This is a genomic window from Chitinophaga sp. SVR4-12A (assembly GCF_056754765.1).
In genome coordinates this window covers 3,438,429-3,457,905 of record NZ_JBPGWP010000001.1, presented here as the reverse complement: position 1 = coordinate 3,457,905, position 19,477 = coordinate 3,438,429, and the positions used below count along the sequence as shown (strand labels likewise).

Sequence of the window (19,477 nt, the reverse complement as noted above, 5' to 3'; positions counted from 1 at the left end):
TTCCAACTGAGGAGGCCGGGCTGCTACGCCGTCCGTGCAGGCATCCAGCGGAACAGCAGCAATGTGAGCAGCCCCGGGATGATAACCACTCCCAGTCCTGCCATTTTTGTAAGCACAGCGCCGGTGAGACAGCCGATCAGGAAGCCCGCCACTGTAATGCTTTGTTTTTTGAAGTTATCAGCGGGAGGCACATGGGAGATGCCCGGCTGGATCAATTGGCCAAGATCCAGCGACAACTGCGCAACGTTTCCCGTCATCATGGTGGTAGGCCCAAAGGTGTCCTTTGCAAATATTTTTCCGAAGGCGTTCTGTATGCCCATCGCGAAAACAACTCCCATAGACAGCAGGTAGTTGGCAGTGGGTGAAACACCAGTGGTATACTGCAGTGCCAGGAATATACCGCCAACTAATATCAGCCAGAGTGATTCAACCAATAATATCCGCTGCCTGTTTGAGCCTGTACCGGCAATGCGGCCGCCGATCATTACAGACAGAACAAAAACGGGAAAAGATACCAGCTGCAGCCAGGCACGGAGGTCTGCACCCTTTACAAGCTGGTAAGCAAATATGATAAAGTTGCCCGTTACATGCGCAGAGAATAGTTCATGCGCTCCCACAAAAGTGGATGTGTCGCAGAATCCTGCATTGAAGGACAGCACGAGGCTGAGGTAAATAATGGTCTTATTGGATTCCATGGTCTTAAACGGTGAGTGCGTTATACAAGTAATAGTCAAGTGAATAGGTACCCGGTCCGGTAACAGCCAGGAACAGGAAACACAGGGTGTACATGTAAGGCACGTCCCTTATTTCAGCCTTGTCTTTACGGTGCACCACGAAATAGCCGACGGCCGTGATGCCTATTACCGGGAGAACAACCAGTCTTGTTATGATACCCGGTATGACCAGGAAAGGTACTATTGTATCTGAAAAAGTAGCGATCAGCCCATTCAGCTTATCCGGCAGATGCAGCGGATTAGGCACATGCTCTTTTTGCCCGTTCTCCAGGCGGAATTTTTTCAATCCGTGTACCCTGAATAATTCCAGTGCCAGCAAGATGCGGAATACCAGCAGCGCTATATTATTGGCGTTATTGCCTGCATCCGAAAACAGTATCAGTTCAATGAATGTTTTCATATCCTTTTCTTTATTAAAAGGCAAAACAGGAGCACCCCAGGGCGCCCCAGAATGCATTATAATTATTCACAGGCACCCGGCTCATTCTTGCGGTATCGTGATGATGGCCGTGCACATTACAGCTGCCCGCGCAAACATGTACGTGGTTACTGATGTTAGCTGTGCTGCTTTCAGCCATCCTGTTTGCAGCCGCAGTCCTGCCATCTGCATATTTGGCATTATAATATCCATTATAGTTGGTAACAGGCGACCAGTCAGGTGAAACAGGAAGCGGCGCGGGGGAGTGCGAAGAGAAATCCCCCTTGGCATACACGATTTTTCCTCCTACGATCGTCAATTCCGCCTCAATGCCTTTTATCTCTTCATCTGCAACGCTGAAATAATCGGTATCCAGCACGGCTATATCGGCCAGCATGCCTGTTTTAATGCATCCCTTTTTATCCTGGTCTGTAGAAAACCAGGCGCTTCCGCGGGTGTGCAGGGCCAGCGCGGTTTCCCTGTCCAGCTTATTCCTTTCATCATACAGCTGCAGCCCGCCTACACTTTTACCGGCGCTGAGCCAGTACATCGTTACCCAGGGATTATAGCTGCTTACACGGGTAGCATCGGAGCCAGCGCCCACAGGAACCTCCATTTCCAGCATCCGTTTTACGGGCGGGGTAGTGGCCGCCTTAACCGCGCCATAGCGATCAGTAAAATATTCGCCCTGGTAAGCCATCCTGCTTTGAATGGCGATACCTCCTCCCAGTTTTTTTACACGTTCGATATTGCGTGCATCGATAGTTTCCGCGTGATCAATGATCCAGTGCATTCCATCAAAAGGTATGTCGCGGTTTACCTTTTCTATGACATTGAGAAAGCGCGTAATGCTTTCATTATAGGTGGCATGAAGCCGGAAGGGCCAGCGGTTCTCTGCGAGCAGCCGGATCACTTTTTCCAGCTCAGCCTCCATATTTTCATGGAGATCAGGCCTGGGCTGCATGAAGTCCTCGAAATCTGCCGCCGAGAATACCAGCATTTCCCCTGCACCGTTGTGGCGGTACATATCATTTCCGCGGTGCAATGGTACCGAACGGGTCCAGTTTTCGAAGTCCTCCAGTTCGTGTTTGGGGCGTTGCGTAAAAAGATTATAAGCAATGCGGACGGTCAGCTCATCCCTTGCATTCAGTTCTTCTATAACTTTATAATCGTCGGGGTAATTCTGGTATCCACCTCCTGCATCTATTACACTGGTAATGCCAAAACGGTTCAGCTCCCGCATAAAATGACGGGTAGAATTAAGCTGTTGCTCATATGACAATGCAGGGCCTTTAGCCAAAGTGGCATACAGGATGAGCGCATTGGGGGTAGCAATCAATAATCCTGTTGGTTCTCCATGCGCGTCTTTTTGAAGAACGCTTCCGGGAGGAGCAGGGGTATCCTTAGTGTATCCCACTGCCCTGAGCGCGGCGCGGTTCAGCAAGGCGCGATCATACAGGTGCAATATAAAAACGGGTGTCTCCGGGGCAATGGCGTTGATCTCGTCAAGCGTAGGCATCCTGCGCTCGGCAAACTGGAATTCCGACCATCCCCCTACTACTCTTACCCATTGGGGCGGTGGAGTACGTTGTACCTGCTCTTTGAGCATGCGCATGGCATCAGCCAGGGAAGGCACTCCATCCCAGCGCAGCTCCAGGTTATAATTCAGGCCTCCCCGTATCAGGTGCGTATGAGAGTCATTCAGGCCGGGGATTGCACGTTTTTTTCGCAGATCTATCAGTGTGGTGGCCGTTCCTGCCAGTTGCATTACCGCGGTATCATCACCTACTGCTAAAAATTTTCCCTGGCCGATGGCTACAGCGGTGGCCTGGGCTTGCTCCTTGTTACCGGTATGGATTTTACCGTTGTATAAGATCATGTCCGCTTTCATATACATAAGATTCGATAAAATGAATGTGGCTTAATTACTGATGGCTGCGATGGCTTCTTTCACGGCCTGCCTGCTTACTTCATAAAAGGCCGGACCGGATAACAGCGTCATTTTAGTCAGAGGTTTGTAGGTAGACATATGCTTGTCTTTCAGGTAGGCCTGGGTACGATAAGCTTCCACTGCCCCTTTTACCACATTGGATGCCACCAGCGCGGTGGGCGATTCTACACCGGCGTCTTTCAGGTTGCTGGCATGTGAATAGCTGGCTACGCCCAGCCTTAATGCCTCCCGCATGCCAATGGCGCCTACAGTGGTCATGATAGCAGGATCAAATTTATCCCGGGCGCCCAGCCCCACCACTAACAGCTGTTTAGCCGGTATGGTGCCCGGCGGAGGAGTGAGCAGCAGGGTTTCATACAAGTAGCCCTTAAATTTGCCGCTTTGACGCAGGTCTGTAATGAGGCCCTTCAATGCTTCATCTACATGCAGCATGCCGTTGAGATTAGCCGGCAAGGCAGGAGGGGTGGTAAGATCATTGGCGGTGTATTCAAATACACAAACCACCTGTAACGGCGTGGGCTGTGCGGAAGGGCTCAGCACTTTGGCTTCAATGGCAACGCCGTCCACTGTTCCCACAATGCTGCTGGTGCCTATTGCAGGCAGCGTTCCGGTTTGTGCGCGGAGTGTAACAGGCAGCAGCGCTAACAAAAGCAGCGGCAGCAGTAATACCCGGCCTCTTTTCTTTGAAATACTTTTACCTGTATGGTTCATATTCTTTGCATTTTGACAGTTAAAATTTAAAGGTCAGCTGAGTGTTGAAGTATTGAGAATTGACTGCTTCGCTGTTTAGGTCCTTAATAAAGGCGCCTATCTGGAAGTACTGTGCACCCAGGCTTAACGTGATGAACTTCGAAAAGTTATAATCTGCACCCAGCAGGTAGGTAGTGCCTATATAGCGCTTGCGGCTGCCGTTCCCATCCAGGAAGATTTTCCCGGAAGGAGTATAAATACCATCCTCCAGGGAGTACCGCCAGTTAAACACAAGATCCCACTGAACAGACAGCTTCTCTGTAAGATCAAGGGCGCCGTATGGATGCGCATCTACCAGGTTAGCTGGCCCAATGCGCGGATTAAAGCCAAAATAGCCACCCCTGGGATACAGGGGATTAAAAGTTTGCAGGCTCCCATCGCCCTTTGTTTTATCGCCTGAGATATAATCGTTCCGCAGGTTGATCGTGGGTTTGAACCTGGCCTTTTCAAACGTATAGCCAATGTCTATGGCGGTTGTCCAGGCGCTGATATTACCTGCCCCAAACTTCCCGAACTGGTAAGCTGCTTCCAGGTTATAAATAAAGCCTCCGCCGTATTTCCAGTATCTCACAGCCAGTGTATGCCTGGTTTCATTGGCAGTCGCTTCGGGATAGCTTACGGCATCGTGATAGGTGCCCAGGTAGTAGTAGTCGAAATTACCCCCGGCGGGAATGATCAGCCATGAATATACGCCCCATAGGTTCACCTGTTTGTTGGTTTTATTATCGAATATGCCCGCTTGTATATCATCATCGGCCATGGCCATCACATCTACCCCGAACTTAGGAGCATGGTACATGGCTTTTGCCCCGGTAAAGTATCTCCGTGCATTGGTTCCTTCACTCACCGAAATAAGCCTGCCGCTTCCATAGTTCAGCTCCTGCCGCCCGAGGCGGAAGGTAAGGCTGCGGTCTTCCCGTTGCCAGGGCAACAGGTCAATGAACAGATTTTGCACAGCCAGGTGATCTTCATCCACAGGAGCAGCACCGAACTTGTTACCGTTTTCCAGTGCACTGCGCAGCTGACCGAATATACGTACCTGCCGTCCGAGCTGAAAATTGGCAAACAAGTCATAACGTTGTAACAGGGAATGATTAGTTCCGTCTTTCCTGCTCCAGTTTTCCCTGTTTGTGAAGACCATGTCATAGCGTGCTTCTCCACCAAAAGAAAGTATAAGGGACCGTTCCCGGTTCAGCGGTATGAATTTGGTGCGTTCAAACCAGTTCAAGGCGCTGTCGTTGGCCAGGTAACGGTAATCCTCTTCATATCTTAGGAGTTTAAAGCTTTGTGCACTGATTACAGCGGGAAGAACCAGCAGCCCTATGATGATATAAAAAGCAGCATAAATGCAATGCAAGCGCATAATGCCTGTGATTATCGGCCTTTAGTGCGGAAGCATGGCATAACCGTATTGAATACCGATGCCATAGGCGCCACCCAGGCGTTGCATGAGCGTGGTAACTGCGTCATAGGTTTCCTTTCTTGCCCAATCACGCTGCAATTCCAGCAGGTACTGAACTGAGGTAATCGGTTGTGCACCAGCCTGGATCATGCGTTGCATCGCTTTTTCATGTGCATCTACTGTCACATCGGCACAGGCGTCTGCAACAATGTATACCTCATAACCTTCCTCCAGCGCGCATAAGGCAGGCCCTACGATACAAACGGAGGTCCAGAGCCCTGCCAGCACGATCTTCTTTTTGCCAATGCCGCTGATAGCCTTATAGCCGGCTTCATCTTCCCAGGTGTTCATGCTGGTACGATCAAGATAGCTGCCGTTGTCGGGATAAACTTCCATGATCTCGGGGAATACGGGGCCGCTGATCGCTTTTTCCGCTACCGTTGTTACAGTGGTAGGCACATTGAATATTTTGGATGCAGCAGCAATAATGCCGGAATTGGTCCTTAGTGTGCCTACATCCATACTGCCTACTGCAAAAGCCATCAGGCCTTCAAAGTCGATCAAAACCATCTGGTGATTGGTGGGCGTTAATAGCCGTTCAGAAATTTTCATAATTGCGGTGTTTACTGTGGTGAATATATATTTGTAATGTTGTTATTACCGGTCGTGGTGTGCTTCATATGCTACCGCCAGTTTTCTTCTGCTGCCGGAAAGCCTGGAAGCTCAGTGGCTACTTCGCAAAGCATACCTCCCGCTTCATGGAAATAAATTGAATGGAAATAATGACCGTTAACAATGGCTGTTACCTCAGTATTCCAGGTCTCTAATAATTCTTTTACTCTCATTTGCGTACTGGTGTCTCTGGTCCTGAAGGCCAGGTGATCAAAAGTACCCGCGCCAGCAGTACGTTTTCTGAAAAACGGATCAATGACAATCTCGAGCAAAGATGCAGTGGGCAATGTCCTGGGCACAAAGATGTAGTGTTCATGACTCTCTATACGTTTGTAATCCAGCACATTTGTCAGCAATTCCGCGATGGACGAAAGTGAAGACAGGCACAGCGTGACGCGGTATAGCTCCTTGATGCAATGTTCCGGGGCAATAGACGGGATCAGCCAGCCGGTCCTGGTGTCTTCTTCAACACCAACCAGTTCCAGTGGTAAACCATCATAGTCCTCAAAAGCGATGAAGAGCTGGTTCCTGCGCGACTGTATCCTGCTGTTATGTGCCACATTATAGTCCTTTAACCTGCCCAGCCAATATTCCAATGAATTCACGGCTACTGAAAAAGCTATTTTTATAATACCACCTTTGCCCACCCTGCCCGGAGCATTGGTAGCAGCACAAAAAAAAGTGATCAGTGTACCGGGTGTTCCCTGCCCATCACCATAATAAAGGTGGCAGGCATGAGGAACATCAAAACTGGCTACTTTTTTTACCAACCGAAGGCCTAAAAAACCAGCGTAAAAATTTATGTTCTGCTGCGTGTCAGCAGCAAGTGCGGCTACATGATGAAAACCTGTGATCAACGGCGCCATTAATGAAGGCATAACGCAAGGTTGTTTTTTAGGTCTTATTGATAACCGCCAAAGAAATTCACCGGCGACCAGGCTGGTATCGCTTTTTCCTTTTCAGGAGCGATGGCTTTGTAAGGACCATCTCCCCAGACAATTTGCCCATCGAATATGGTAAGCAGTGATTGAGTGCTCTTAATAGCATCCTCGTCCTCACTGAAATAATCTTTGTTGAGGATAACGATATCCGCTGCAAAACCAGGCGCCAGCCTGCCTCTTTTCCCCTCTTCTTTTACAATGGAAGCGCTGCCTTGCGTAAACAGCTTTAAGGCCTCGTTCCTCGAAAGGTGGTTGCTGTCACTGAGTATTTTCATGCCACCTATCGTTTTCCCGCTTACCAGCCAGTAAAGACCCAGCCAGGGGTTGTAGGATGATACCCTTGTGCCATCCGTACCCATGCCAAGTGACACGCCGGCAGCTCTTATTTTTTGAATGGGAGGAGCATTGTTAGCCATCTTCAATCCGTACCGGTTCACAAAGATCTCTCCCTGGAAGGCCATTCTGTCCTGGATTGCCAAAGCGCCTCCCAGGGCTTTTATTCTATGCACATTCTCTTCGCTGATCGTTTCGGCATGGTCAATGATCCAGGTAATACCTTCCAGGCTGTATTGCCTGCTCAATTCTTCAATAACATTTAAAAACCTTGTGATGGATTCATTATAGGTAGCATGGAGACGGAAAGGCCATTTGTGAGAGATAACTTCAGACAGCACGGCTTTCAGCTGCCCTTCCATAGCTGCAGGAAGCTCTGGCCTGGGTGAGCCGAACTTCTCAAAGTCGGCAGCGGTCATCACCAGGTTCTCGCCTGCGCCTTGTACGTGATAATCGTTTAACGCTGGAGAGGAATGTTGTTGTTCAATATCAATTTCCCGAATCCATTTTTTATAATCCTCCAGCTCCCGGCCGCCTTTTTGCGCAAACAGGTAGTAAGGAAGGTGAAGCGTAAGTTGTCCGAGCTTTGATAAGGAATCCATCGCCCAGTAATCATCCGGGTAGCTTTGAAAACCGCCGCCTGCATCCAGTGCCGCAGTAACGCCTAACCTGTTTAACTCAGTCATGAACTGCCGGCTTGAATTCAGGGTTTCTTCCTTGCTAAGTGGAGGTAGCAGGCTTAAGGTATAATAAAGCACATAGGCATTGGGCGCTGCTACAAGAAGGCCTGTAGGCTTACCCTCAGCATCTCTTTCCACCAGGCCCTGGGGGGCCGGTGGAGGGTTCTTGTCATAAGACAGCGCTTTGATCCCCGCCCTGTTAACATAAGCATGGTCATAGAGGTATAAAATATAGCAGGGCACCTCTCCGGTAGCATCATTGATCTCCTTTAGCGTAGGCAAGCGCTTTTCCCTGAACTGATGCTCATTCCATCCGCCAACTACCCTTACCCATTGTCCTTTCGGTGTACGGGCCGCTTGTTCTTTAAGCATTTGTAAAGCACGGGCTAATGTTTCTACACCATCCCACCTGAGCTCAGCATTATAGAATCTTCCTTCGCGGACAACATGCAAATGCGAGTCATATAAACCGGGAATAACGGTTCGCCCGCCTGCATCAATCATCGTTGTTGACGGTGTTTTAAACTGCTGCATTGCCTCATTACTACCAGCGGCGATAACGGTTTTCCCGGAAATAGCTACCGCCTGGGCAAATGAGTCATGCTCGTCAAGTGTGGCCACCTTACCATTGTAAATGATAATAGAAGCATCATGCTGTGCCCTGACAACTGCTGAAGAAAAAAAGATAGCAGCACAATAAAAGCTCACCAGTAATCTTTTCATAATTGCGACCCCATGAATGCTTATGGCAAAGCCAGTGCCATGTACCATAAATGTAGGATGGCGGCGCAATAATCATTTGATTATTAATAATTTGCGGGAGATTGTCACAAATAGGAGCAACAAGAAATGATTGGAGCTATCTCCATTATTTTGGAGATGTACACAGGCTGCATTTCAATTTATTGGACGAGGGGTTTACATGCTATCCGGTAAATTTCTTTTCTATACCCAGCTTTTTCATCCGGGCTTCCAGGGTGGTTGGTTTGACATCGAGCAGTTCAGCAGCGCCACCTGCACCGCGTATCCGGCCATTTGCGATTTTAAGCATATTCAGGATATGCTCCTTTTCGCTTTGTGCCAGGCTTTTGATCGTAACGCCGGTTTGCTGAAACCCGAACTGGTTGTGCAGGTGCTTTTTATGCTGATGAAAGCTGGTAATGACTTTCCCGCTGCAAAGCATTACAGCCCGTTCAATAAGGTGTTCCATTTCGCGGATATTACCCGGCCACTGCGATTGCAGCATTTCGTTCATCATATCATTGCTGAAACCTGTCACTTGTTTATTGAACTTGCGATTATATTTATCAATAAAATGCCTTCCAAGCAGCGGTATATCTTCCTTTCGCTCACGTAAAGGCGGAAGTTCCATCGGGAATACAGACAAGCGGTAGTACAGATCACTACGGAACCGGCCTTCCATCACCTCCTTTTCCAGGTTGCGGTTTGTTGCTGCAACAATACGTACATCTGTTTTGATCACTTTATTGCTGCCCAGGCGCTCAAATTCCTTTTCCTGCAACACCCGTAGCAGCTTTGCCTGCAGTTCAAGCGGCAATTCGCCGATTTCATCCAGGAATAAGGTACTGCCATTCGCGATCTCAAACTTTCCAAGCCGTCTTTCTATAGCCCCTGTAAAGGCGCCCTTTTCATGGCCGAACAACTCACTCTCCACCAGTTGCGGAGGAAGCACTGCACAATTGATCTTGACCATTACATTTTTCTTGCGATCACTGTAATTATGAACGGCCCGTGCAAGCAATTCCTTACCCGTCCCTGTCTCACCCGTGATCAATACTGTCACGTCGGTCTTCGCAACCTGGTTGATGCTTTTATAAATTTCCTGTATGATTTTCGAGGAGCCGATAATTTCGTCAAAGTTGTGTGTAGACTTTATTTCATCCGCCAGGTAGATTTTTTCATGTTCCAGTTTCTCTTTTAAGCGTATGATCTCATCAGAATGTAGGTTCTTCTCTATGGTCGGCATGATGCCTGATAAAATGTGATGGAAGGATGCTATGTCCTTCTGTTGATATACATATTGATCCGTGTTAAACAGGCTGATGTAAAAAAGCCCGTATTCCGCAAACGTATGGGTAAACGATACCTGGGAGTGTAGGTTTAGTCCTTCGGCGATTAACTTCAGTATGGAAAATTCTTTGTCGGAACGTGTTGTTAACCGCCTGAAGCGGTGATCATCCAGGTGTAAAAGCCTTAAAAATTGATCTTTGTTCACATATTGGTAATCGTCCTTGCTTACATGTAAATACCCGTCTCCATATCCACAGTCGGTTTTTTTGTATTCACATGAGAAATAAGCAAACCTGAAGGGGATCCTTTTCTGTAATTCTTTAGCGATCAGGCCAAACCGTTGCTCCCAGGCAAAAGAAGTGGTCAGATGTTGAATAATGGAGAGCTGAATGGATTTATCCTCTTCCTTCCCGATCATCTCCTCCGTGATCAGGATATTTGCCACGGCAACTGCCAGCTGATCCGCAATTGACTGCAGCAGGTTGAAATCCTTTTCAAAGAAAGCGCCCGTTTTTTCTGATTGCAGGATCAGGATGCCTGTTACATCAGGTCCATAGCAAATGGGCACGCTCACCATTTCTTTAATGCCATTTACATAAATAAATTGCAGGTAGCTGGCTGCCGGAAATTTTTCCATGCTTTCTTTCACATCGCAGATCACCGGTTTCCTTGCGTTTAAAGCCCGGTTAAAGACGCCATCCTCCACCGGGTAATCCTGGTCAGCTGTAGGTTTAAAATGCAGGCTGTCCTGCCTCTTATGGCTGGTGTGGAGCAGGAAGGCCCTGTGCGTCTTTTTGTCAGGGTTAGCCAGGGCAATAACAACATCGTTGAATGTAAACAGTGGTTTTATTTTTTCAGAAATGACCCATAAAAGATCTTCTTTCTTGCGGATACTATTAATGGCTTCACTAATAGAAAGCAGCACTGTCTTTTCCTGCTCCCTTTGTAGTATTTCTTCAGTAGCCTGTATGTTAGCCACTGCTACGGCCACCTGGTTGCCTACTGCTTTAATGAGGTGACGATTTATTTTATCGATCGGAGATCTGCGGCCAAAATGAAGCATAAACAGGCCAATCAGGTTACCGCCCCACCATAATTTTACAGACAGACTGTGGTGCAGGCCCGTTTGCTGCATCAGTAAAAGTGCGGGGTATTCCGGGTATTGAAGTAAATAGCCGGCTACATCCCAATAATGAATATCTTCAGGATAGCTGGAGATCTGGTGGACAGGAGATCCTTTAAAAGGCAGCTCCTGCTGCACCAGCTGGCTGTAAATGGGATGCGCTTTTCTTTCATCGGTAGCAATATTCAAAAAGTGCCTGCAGGTATTTTTATCTTTATCAAATATTACAATAACAGCATCATCAAAGTCCAGGATGGGCTTTATTTTATCCTTGATTACTTTGGCCAGGTCATCTCTTTGCCTGATGCTGACCAGGTCCTCTATTAAATGCAGCAGTTTATTAAAGTCCCTTTCCTTTTGCAGGACCTTTTCATTGGATAAATTATTGGAAAGGGCAACAGACAGCTGTGCAACAATTGTCTGGAATAATGGTATGTTTTGATCCGTTAAATCAACATCATGCTGAAAGTTGAGTATGAAGCAGCCAAAAACTTTTCCCCTGGTTGTGAGTAATTCAGCTATTCCTTTTCTGCAGCCCTTTGCTTTCAATATAGCTAATCCCTTTTCAGCGTGGCCGCAGAGATCATCGGTTGCATAATCAATGATAAAGGGTAATCCTTCTTTTCTCCCCCGTTGTATTAATGAGGCCAGGAACAGCTTCGCATAGAAAGGATCTTCACGCTCACAGTGATCAGCAGGGCCGTCTGCATCCATATCAAAGCCCTCTATGCCATTGTCTCCCTCAACTGTCAGTATACAGTGATTACAAAAACGCAGTATTGGCCTGATCTTATCGTTGATGACGGTGAGGATCTGTTTTCTATCTTTTGCCAGGGGGATGTCCTGGATAATCTGGAGCAGCAATCCGGTATATTCGGGAAGTAAAGACAGGGATATCCCCGGCACATCGGTTAAACCATTGCTGAGAATTGTTTTCTCCATAATAATACATTGTTCGTTTAGCTCTCGGGGAAAACAATCCTGGACGACAAGTCAGATAACAGTATCAGGCATCCAAATTAATTTTATTTATTTGGACAACGCTAACATATTGTAGCCGGCTTATTAATAAACTACCGAAGGCGCCATAATGAATGCCAGCACAAACTGTTATCCAGGCAGATCACGTATTATCCTTTCGATGATGATCTTTTTAGCTTACAATTGGTTTTTGGAGCTGTTTGCACTCAGATTGGTGAGAAACGACAGGAAATACCTGCAGCATCCCTTTACCGTCATGAAATACATGGAACATAGAGATTGTATGACCGTTTCGAATGGTGCCGTAAAGCCAACCCGCTTAGTATAGACCTTGTTTTCTATTAGACCCTTTGTTCAGAAAGTACAAGGGGGACAACAGCTTTTGCTCAACATTGATTTGCTAATAATAACCCTTCAAAGTATCATGAATAAACATAAAGTTTCAAGCTCGTCTGCGGTTTGGGGCACACATATAAAGTGCTTTCCTATGCAAGATACGAAATAAATATGGTTATGAATATACGTGTCTTCGGAGCTATTGGCATACCCTTAGCTACAGGCTGTCATATAAAGTTATTTGCAGATTTGCCCAAAAAGAAAAAGGCCTCTTAGAGAGACCTTTCTAACTATTGATTTCCATCTGTGCGGGTGGAGGGACTCGAACCCCCATGCCGTGAAGCACCAGATCCTAAGTCTGGCGTGTCTACCAATTTCACCACACCCGCAAACTTTAGAAGGACTGCAAAGGTATTATTTTTTGGGAATTAAAAAAATGCAAGATCAACGTTTATACAGAAAAGTGAGCATGTGTTGTTTATCAATTAGTTAGGTTTGAGCATAGATCTTTAAAATGCCCCATTTATTTAGATAATAACAGTATGTGAGGGTGGGGAAGATGTTGTCTGAAAAGATAGCTGCTGAAAAATGGGGTGCAAAAGTATTAGATCAAAACAAGAACGCTACTTTTACATGCAGCAAGCTGCCTCCCAATACTGGTCCGTATCACTGCTCGAGCATCACATATCCGCTAACTTATACAACAACCAGGGCAAAATAGCCAGTAACTTCAACGACACATTGCCCAACCCACTCAAAGCCTCCCCACTGCAGGTATTCCAGGATGAATATCTTCTTGATTTCATAAATTCCGGCGATGGAATAGATGAATGTGCCATGGAATCATCTTCAAGTCCCGATGAGCTGGCCGCTCTTCTCTAACTCCGCATGTTTTTTGTACAGCCTTTCCTGTAAAACCATGCATTATGAATATCACCAGCGTTTTTAACCATCAGCAAACCATACCGCAGCAATATACCTGCCTGGGACCAAACATCAGTCCGCCCTTGCAGATCCATAACGTGCCACCCGCTGCCCGCAGCCTTGTGCTCATCTTTGAAGATGTAGACGCAACGCCCAAACCCTGGACACACTGGATGGTATTCAACATCCCTCCGGGCACTGCTGAAGTGCCGGAGAACACCATCCCGCCGGGTGGGGTAGAAGGCCTGGCCAATAACCACAGCTTCGGCTATGAAGGCCCTTGTCCCAAATACTTCACAGGTACGCATCATTACTGGTTCAGGTTATACGCGCTGGATATCATGCTTGATCTTCCGCCGGAATCTGAGCGCGAAGCCGTAGAGGCGGCTATGCAAGGCCATGTATTGGAAATGGCTGCATTACAGGGATTATGCACTGCCGCAGAACAGCCGGTGAAGAATGGGCACTGATCGCTACAGTCAGCTGTCCTTACCGTTCCATATTTTACTCGCGGCATCAGCATAGGCAGCGCCGATGCTGATGCTCATCTGTTGTATATACAGGTAGTTGCGGTCAATACGTTCTACTTTATTATTGGCTACAATAAAGAAGCGGTGTACCCTGGTGAACAGCGCAGCCGGCAATAATGCCAGCGCTTCCTGCATGGAGATCCGCGAAAGCAGCTTGCGGTCTTTTAATACAAAGTTGACATAGTTGCCCGCGCTTTCCAGGTACAGGATGTCATCCAGCAATATTTTGTATTGCTCATACCCGCTTTTGATGAAAAGGTATTCAGGCACATAACCGCTGACAATATGCTGTTGTTTCATCTGCAGCAGGTAATGCGCTTTATTGCAGGCCTTCAGGAAACGTGTAAGGGAAAAGGGTTTCAGCAGGTAATCGATCGCGTCCAGTTCAAAGCTTTGCACCGCATGTTCTGAATAGGCGGTGGTAAACACCACCATCGGCGGGTTAGACAAACTGGTCAGGAAATCGATGCCCGTAATATCAGGCATCTTGATATCCAGGAACAGCAGGTCTGTTCTTTCCCTGCTTAAATGCTCCACGGCTTCAAAGGCATTGGTGTAATATCCTTTCATCTCCAGGAAAGGCACCTTTCCTGCATGCGATCTGATGACAGACAGCGCTACCGGCTCGTCATCTATGGCAATAGCGGTCAGCTTCATACCACATTGTTTTTCCGGTATCCAAGATAAACATTATTATGATCCATCAGCTTGTCGTACTCTCCTTTAGGCATCAGCAGCTTGCTGAGCAAAGGCATAATTTCTATCAGGGTAATGATCAATACGATCAGGCGATAACGCAGGCGTAAAGCGGGATGTTGATCCGTCAGTTCTCCCAGCGCCTCTGTTTGCGCCAGGAAGCCGTCTGTCAGCGAAGCTACATAAGCCTGTTCTTTCACGCGGTTCTCTTTCCAGATCTCTTCCTGCTGCAGTTGACGTTCCCGCAGCTGGGGTTCAAGTGCGCTGCGCATGGAGCTTAGCTCCTGCTCTGCTTTTAAGTACTCAGTTTTCTTTACGCGTGCAATACTGGATTCACCGATCTTACCCGTGCCACCGGTGCCATCGGTCTCTTTAATATAATCGTCTTTGTAGGTTTTTACCTGTGCTTCTTTCTGCTGCAGCTGTTGCTCCCATTGCTGCTGGTCTTTTTCAAGCGCTGCTTTACGCGGGGCATTCAGCACGGCCAGCTCCTCCCGGAATTTCTCCAGCTTGCCCTGGCGGTTCAAGACCATCTGCGCCTGGATATCTTTCTGAAAAAGCATTAGCACAATAGGCTGAGAAATGAACAGGCCAATGGTGAAAGCCAGGAGCAAACGAAAGGCCACCGGTAGAAATTGCCGGCGGCCTGCGCCCGACATGGCTGCTATCAGGCTACGGTCAATAGAGAGGATGGCGAAACCAAAGAAAAGCGCCAGCCCTGCTACAACTATTTCATCATTTACTACGGTAGAAAAAAAGTATCCCCAGGCAAGGGTAGCAAACAGCCAGGTAACGAGTACGGATATACCAATGATCCTGTACCGCTCGCGGTCTATACGGCATTCTTTCAATACTTCTGCATCTGCAGCGGCCATCCACCACAGGAATTTACTAAGCCCGTCTGTTGTTGTTGCGGTATTCGTTTGTGTCTGTTCCATTCTGATATTTTTATTTTACGTGGATCGTCAGGTGTACAAAATATTCAGTGGCCGTCTGGCGGATGCTCAGTTCATGCCGTTCCGGGTATAGCAATGCCAGGCGGTTCTTCACATTGTTCAGGCCAATGCCACGGCCTTCTTTTTCCCGATCCTGCTCCGGCCTTGTATGAGTGGTGTTATGCACATCAAAATAGATCTTCTCTGCATCGCAGGAGAGGGAGATGGCGATCCTTGAACGGTTGCGTAAACTGATGCCATATTTAAAAGCATTTTCTACAAAGGGGATCAGCAGCATAGGTGCAATATCGTGTTCGCAGAAATTCTCTTCGATGTTCACATTGATCTGGATATCCGCAGCGCCTTGTGTACGCAGGCGTTGCAGCGAGATATAATTTTGCAGGTAGGCTACTTCCTTATGCATCGGAATTTTTTCCAGGTGATTTTCATCCAGCATAAAACGCATCATATCTCCCAGTTTCTGTATGCCTTCACTGGTATTCACAGCATTCTCCTGTAAGGCAGTACCGTAGAGCGTGTTCAATGCATTGAACAGGAAATGCGGATTGATCTGCGCCCGGAGAAAATCCAGGTCAGCAGCCGACCGTCCCAGTGCCATCTGCAGGTTCAGCATGGTGCTCTTCCGGGTCTGGCTGGTGGTATAGAGCCACCAGGTAAGCGGCAGCAATGCAACAAACTGCACCAGCAGCATGCAGAACACCATCAATATAATAGGTTCGGGGTTGTGATGCCACATAATAAGGCCGATAAAGAAGGTGATCAGCCCGGCGGCCACTGAGGTAAGGATAATATTCCTCCACAGAATAATCTTCCGGTGACGTACTTTATCATAATGCGGAAATACCCGGTAATACCAAACATAAAAGACAGCCGCATAATAAGGCCCCCCGCATAAAAGGATTACGAAAAATTCCCTGGAGCGCATGCCATATGATAATACCAGCAGCATGGCCCAGATCACGCCCAGCAGAACGGGCTCATTCAGGACCTTTTTCTTGCCATGGAAATATTGAAAGTATATGCCCCTGACCGCATAATACAGCACATAAATAAGGGAATAGTAGGCCGTCGTAATGAATGCCGATTTGGCAAAGTACATATGCGCTCCCTTTACAGAGGAATACACGCCCAGCAGGTACCCGTAGCGGTAAGAATAGGCCACCATGATCACCAGGAACACCAGCACCAGCGTTACCACGATCAGTGAAAGACCGGGCAGCCAGCGCTGTTGTTCCAGGAACCTGGGGATCACAAGCATATTCAGGAAAAGAAAGGCGGCATATACAATAGTGATCTGCGCCAGTAATGGCAGCAGATAATGGATATAGTAATCAAATACCTGGTGGTACTGATGGAATTTATAACCAAAATCTCGTTGCATCTCGAACACGTTATAGGTAACGCTTTGATACAACAACGGAAATAGTAGTAACAGGAATATAGCGGTAGCGGCGCCGAATTCTAGCTTTTTGAAAGGGATCATTGTTGAAACTTTCAACAATGATAGTGATCTATTGCAAGCCGATATTCAAAATGGGACGAACAGTCCTGAAAATGGGATGGAACCCCGGCCGGGTCACGGCCAGGCCACCGGCCTGATCCATCCGTATAGCTTCTGCCAGTTTACGTCTATGCCACATTTTCATAACATTTTGGGGTTTAGTGATTTAGCAAAGGAGTTTAGGGACGAGGCAAAAATAATGTTATTTGCTTGTTACAGACCCGCGAAATAATTGAAATTTGTCGTAACTTTTATAGACCCAAATTAACCTTATATGAAAACCGTAACTTTACGCAAATTCCCTTATTTCTTAAGCTCCGTTTGCCTCATGGCGACTTGTTACAGTGCTGCCGCACAGCAGCATGGCAGCAGTGCCTACGCCATTACAGCAGACACTATTGGTGGTCTGAACTGGAATGTATTGCGCCTCATTGATATCAACAACGGATCAGCGATCCACCAGCTGGGCAAGGCGCCGTCTCCCACCACCGCAGAGAATGCAAAGAACAATGCAGGCAAAGTAGCTGCAGCTGCATTTGATATTACCACGCATCGCCTGTTCTTTGCCACCATGCATACCAACGAGCTGTATGCCGTGAATCTCAACAGCAATAATGCCGCGCCTATAAAAGTGGCCGATCTCCGGGTCAATGATCCGTTTATCAGCCATCCCGAAGAGAATAACATCAGCCGTATGGTGATCGGCGCCGATGGCAACGGCTACGCGCTGACCAACGATGCAGAGCACTTCTTCTCATTTGCTACCACCGGTCAGCAGGTGAAGTTCAGGGATCTGGGCAGCCTGAAAGATGCGCCGGACAATGGCCAGAATTCTGTCCACGCTTTCTGCACCGGCTGGGGTGGCGACCTGGTAGCAGATAAATATGGTTATCTGTACCTGATCAACATTTACAACAAAGTCTTCAAGATAGACGTGAACAGCCGCGAGGCCACTTTCATGGGCACTATACAGGGCCTGCCGCCGGGCTTCTATACCAACGGCGCCGCTGTAGATGACAATGGTAAGGTGATCTTAAGCTGCTCTACCTACGGCAAGGGATACTACCTGCTGGATATATCTTCACTGGCAGCCAGCGCCATTACCGGGAAGAACACAGATGTGTACAACGCTTCAGATCTGGCCAGCGGCAACCTGCTCTTCCAGGATAACAAGAAGGACAACTACATCGCTACTGCTCCTGAAAAGCTGGATGTAGATGGCAGCAATATTTCCGTATGGCCCAATCCCGTTCCGGTTACCGGCAATACTTTCAATGTAGCCTTTAACTCGCTTGATAAAGGCGACTACATAGTACAGCTGGTGGATATGGATGGTAAGGTGATTGTAAGCAGGCCGGTGAAGCTGGGGTCCAAACGCCAGACCATTCCCATTAACTATGGTTCCGGTATTTCCGGCGGCTTGTATGTGGTACAGGTGCTGAACAGCAGTAACGTAACACAGACTGCCCGTAAAATCTTTATTCTATAAACAGTTCCTTACTGTTCCTGATAAGCAACCGTCCCGGCGGGTTCTGCGACGCGGAGCCCGCCGGTTTTTTTTATTTTCTCTTTTGCTGTACAATATAGACATCCCCCTTTTCGTCCACTACTGTATAAACAAAAAGCTGTTGTTTTGCAGTCATGCCTTTACGCCATAAGCAAACCATACCTGTACATACATTAGAAGAGATGTCCCCCCTGGGGCTCGAGGTCCGCTCGGTGAGCATGGCCGCGGATAAGCCTGGTGAAAGCCTGGGCGTTCACCGGGACAATCACTATATTTTTATCCTGCTGGAAACAGGCGAGAGCCGTATAATGGTCGACTTCCAGGTGCAATGTCTTAAAGCGCCCGGCCTGTTGTATGTGCAGCCTGGCCAGGTGCATGAGTATATCGGTTCTATCGACGCAAGCGGTTGGTTCATGGCGGCGGATACTATGTGGATAGGAGAGCTGTTCCAGCCGGTGCTGCATGAATCAGCCACCCTGGGGGCGCTTTCCATCACGCAGGAGCAGCTGGCATCACTCGTCGGCCTCCTGAAAGTACTGGAGAGCGCACGGAATGATACCAGTGTGCCTTACTTTAAACCTATTCTGCATTCCCTGGTAAGCGCCTTCGCCGGTATGGTGGCCGGCTTATATGCCGAGCAGGCGGGAGCCTGTAAACAGCTCCTCCGTAGCAGCGCTATCACGGTCTCATTCCGCCAGCTGTTGTCTGCACAGTATAAAACCCTGAAAAGCCCGGCAGACTATGCCAGTAAGATGAACCTCTCGCTATCGTACCTGAATGAAACGGTGAAAGCTAATACGGGCTTCCCGGTCAGCTACTGGATCCAGCAGGAAACGATGCAGGAAGCCAGGCGCCTGCTTTATTACAGTAAGATAAGCATCAAGGAGATCGCCTACCAGCTGGGCTATGAAGACCCTACCTATTTCTCCCGTTTATTCAAAAAAGTAGTAGGGCTCAGTCCCGGAGACTACCGCAGGCAGAACCGCGAATAGTCCTCTTTTTGCCATGTTT

Annotated in this window: 17 protein-coding genes and 1 tRNA gene; 4 read left to right on the top strand and 14 right to left on the bottom strand. The window is 47.9% G+C overall.

What is annotated here, in order from left to right; translation table 11 throughout:
* Positions 1 to 23: 23 nt before the first annotated feature.
* The 10 genes from ACR9Y8_RS14090 to ACR9Y8_RS14045 form a co-directional block, all read right to left on the bottom strand.
* Positions 24 to 695 (bottom strand): YoaK family protein, encoded by a 672-nt coding sequence (locus tag ACR9Y8_RS14090; RefSeq protein WP_481213878.1) that lies wholly within the window; start codon positions 693 to 695, stop codon positions 24 to 26.
* A 4-nt stretch (positions 696 to 699) separates the two neighbouring features.
* Positions 700 to 1,134, bottom strand: coding sequence for a DoxX family protein (locus ACR9Y8_RS14085; protein ID WP_481213877.1), 435 nt, complete (start codon positions 1,132 to 1,134; stop codon positions 700 to 702).
* A gap of 13 nt (positions 1,135 to 1,147) precedes the next feature.
* Positions 1,148 to 3,043, bottom strand: coding sequence for an amidohydrolase (locus tag ACR9Y8_RS14080; RefSeq protein ID WP_481213876.1), 1,896 nt, complete (start codon positions 3,041 to 3,043; stop codon positions 1,148 to 1,150).
* Between the two features lie 30 nt (positions 3,044 to 3,073).
* Positions 3,074 to 3,814, bottom strand: coding sequence for a M17 family peptidase N-terminal domain-containing protein (locus ACR9Y8_RS14075; RefSeq protein WP_481213875.1), 741 nt, complete (start codon positions 3,812 to 3,814; stop codon positions 3,074 to 3,076).
* 19 nt (positions 3,815 to 3,833) lie between these two features.
* Positions 3,834 to 5,216 (bottom strand): alginate export family protein, encoded by a 1,383-nt coding sequence (locus ACR9Y8_RS14070; protein WP_481213874.1) that lies wholly within the window; start codon positions 5,214 to 5,216, stop codon positions 3,834 to 3,836.
* 21 nt (positions 5,217 to 5,237) lie between these two features.
* Positions 5,238 to 5,867 carry a hydrolase gene (locus ACR9Y8_RS14065; RefSeq protein ID WP_481213873.1) on the bottom strand — a complete coding sequence of 210 codons (630 nt, stop codon included), beginning with the start codon at positions 5,865 to 5,867 and terminating at the stop codon, positions 5,238 to 5,240.
* 71 nt (positions 5,868 to 5,938) lie between these two features.
* Entirely contained in the window at positions 5,939 to 6,805 is an 867-nt protein-coding gene (locus ACR9Y8_RS14060) for a VOC family protein (RefSeq protein ID WP_481213872.1), read from the bottom strand.
* A 23-nt stretch (positions 6,806 to 6,828) separates the two neighbouring features.
* Positions 6,829 to 8,604 carry an amidohydrolase gene (locus ACR9Y8_RS14055; protein ID WP_481213871.1) on the bottom strand — a complete coding sequence of 592 codons (1,776 nt, stop codon included), beginning with the start codon at positions 8,602 to 8,604 and terminating at the stop codon, positions 6,829 to 6,831.
* Between the two features lie 202 nt (positions 8,605 to 8,806).
* Positions 8,807 to 11,977 (bottom strand): sigma-54-dependent Fis family transcriptional regulator, encoded by a 3,171-nt coding sequence (locus tag ACR9Y8_RS14050; protein WP_481213870.1) that lies wholly within the window; start codon positions 11,975 to 11,977, stop codon positions 8,807 to 8,809.
* 682 nt (positions 11,978 to 12,659) lie between these two features.
* Positions 12,660 to 12,741: transfer RNA gene (locus ACR9Y8_RS14045), tRNA-Leu, on the bottom strand.
* A gap of 244 nt (positions 12,742 to 12,985) precedes the next feature.
* Between ACR9Y8_RS14045 and ACR9Y8_RS14040 the strand changes: the two genes are divergently transcribed.
* Together ACR9Y8_RS14040 and ACR9Y8_RS14035 are read left to right on the top strand one after the other, a co-directional pair.
* A complete protein-coding gene (locus ACR9Y8_RS14040; protein WP_481213869.1) occupies positions 12,986 to 13,234 on the top strand; it encodes a hypothetical protein in 249 nt (82 codons plus the stop codon).
* Positions 13,235 to 13,278: 44 nt separating this feature from the next.
* Positions 13,279 to 13,746, top strand: a complete 468-nt coding sequence (locus tag ACR9Y8_RS14035; protein ID WP_481213868.1) for a YbhB/YbcL family Raf kinase inhibitor-like protein — start codon at positions 13,279 to 13,281, stop codon at positions 13,744 to 13,746.
* Positions 13,747 to 13,755: 9 nt separating this feature from the next.
* Here ACR9Y8_RS14035 and ACR9Y8_RS14030 read toward each other — a convergent pair whose 3' ends face one another.
* From ACR9Y8_RS14030 to ACR9Y8_RS14015, 4 genes are read right to left on the bottom strand one after another with little or no spacing between them, the layout of a single operon-like run.
* The gene (locus ACR9Y8_RS14030) at positions 13,756 to 14,463 is read right to left on the bottom strand and encodes a LytR/AlgR family response regulator transcription factor (protein ID WP_481213867.1); all 708 of its coding nucleotides are present in this window, start codon (positions 14,461 to 14,463) and stop codon (positions 13,756 to 13,758) included.
* Entirely contained in the window at positions 14,460 to 15,440 is a 981-nt protein-coding gene (locus ACR9Y8_RS14025; protein WP_481213866.1) for a DUF4407 domain-containing protein, read from the bottom strand. The genes ACR9Y8_RS14030 and ACR9Y8_RS14025 overlap by 4 nt, the downstream gene beginning before the upstream one ends.
* A gap of 10 nt (positions 15,441 to 15,450) precedes the next feature.
* Positions 15,451 to 16,941 (bottom strand): sensor histidine kinase, encoded by a 1,491-nt coding sequence (locus ACR9Y8_RS14020; RefSeq protein WP_481213865.1) that lies wholly within the window; start codon positions 16,939 to 16,941, stop codon positions 15,451 to 15,453.
* A 28-nt stretch (positions 16,942 to 16,969) separates the two neighbouring features.
* Positions 16,970 to 17,098, bottom strand: coding sequence for a hypothetical protein (locus tag ACR9Y8_RS14015; RefSeq protein WP_481213864.1), 129 nt, complete (start codon positions 17,096 to 17,098; stop codon positions 16,970 to 16,972).
* Positions 17,099 to 17,233: 135 nt separating this feature from the next.
* On the opposite strand from ACR9Y8_RS14015, the gene ACR9Y8_RS14010 reads away from it, so the two are divergent.
* Both ACR9Y8_RS14010 and ACR9Y8_RS14005 read left to right on the top strand, forming a co-directional pair.
* Positions 17,234 to 18,448: a T9SS type A sorting domain-containing protein gene (locus ACR9Y8_RS14010; protein WP_481213863.1), complete on the top strand. Its 1,215-nt coding sequence runs from the start codon at positions 17,234 to 17,236 to the stop codon at positions 18,446 to 18,448.
* Between the two features lie 152 nt (positions 18,449 to 18,600).
* Complete coding sequence (locus ACR9Y8_RS14005; RefSeq protein ID WP_481213862.1) at positions 18,601 to 19,458, top strand: helix-turn-helix domain-containing protein; 858 nt, start codon at positions 18,601 to 18,603, stop codon at positions 19,456 to 19,458.
* The last annotated feature ends 19 nt before the right edge of the window (positions 19,459 to 19,477 follow it).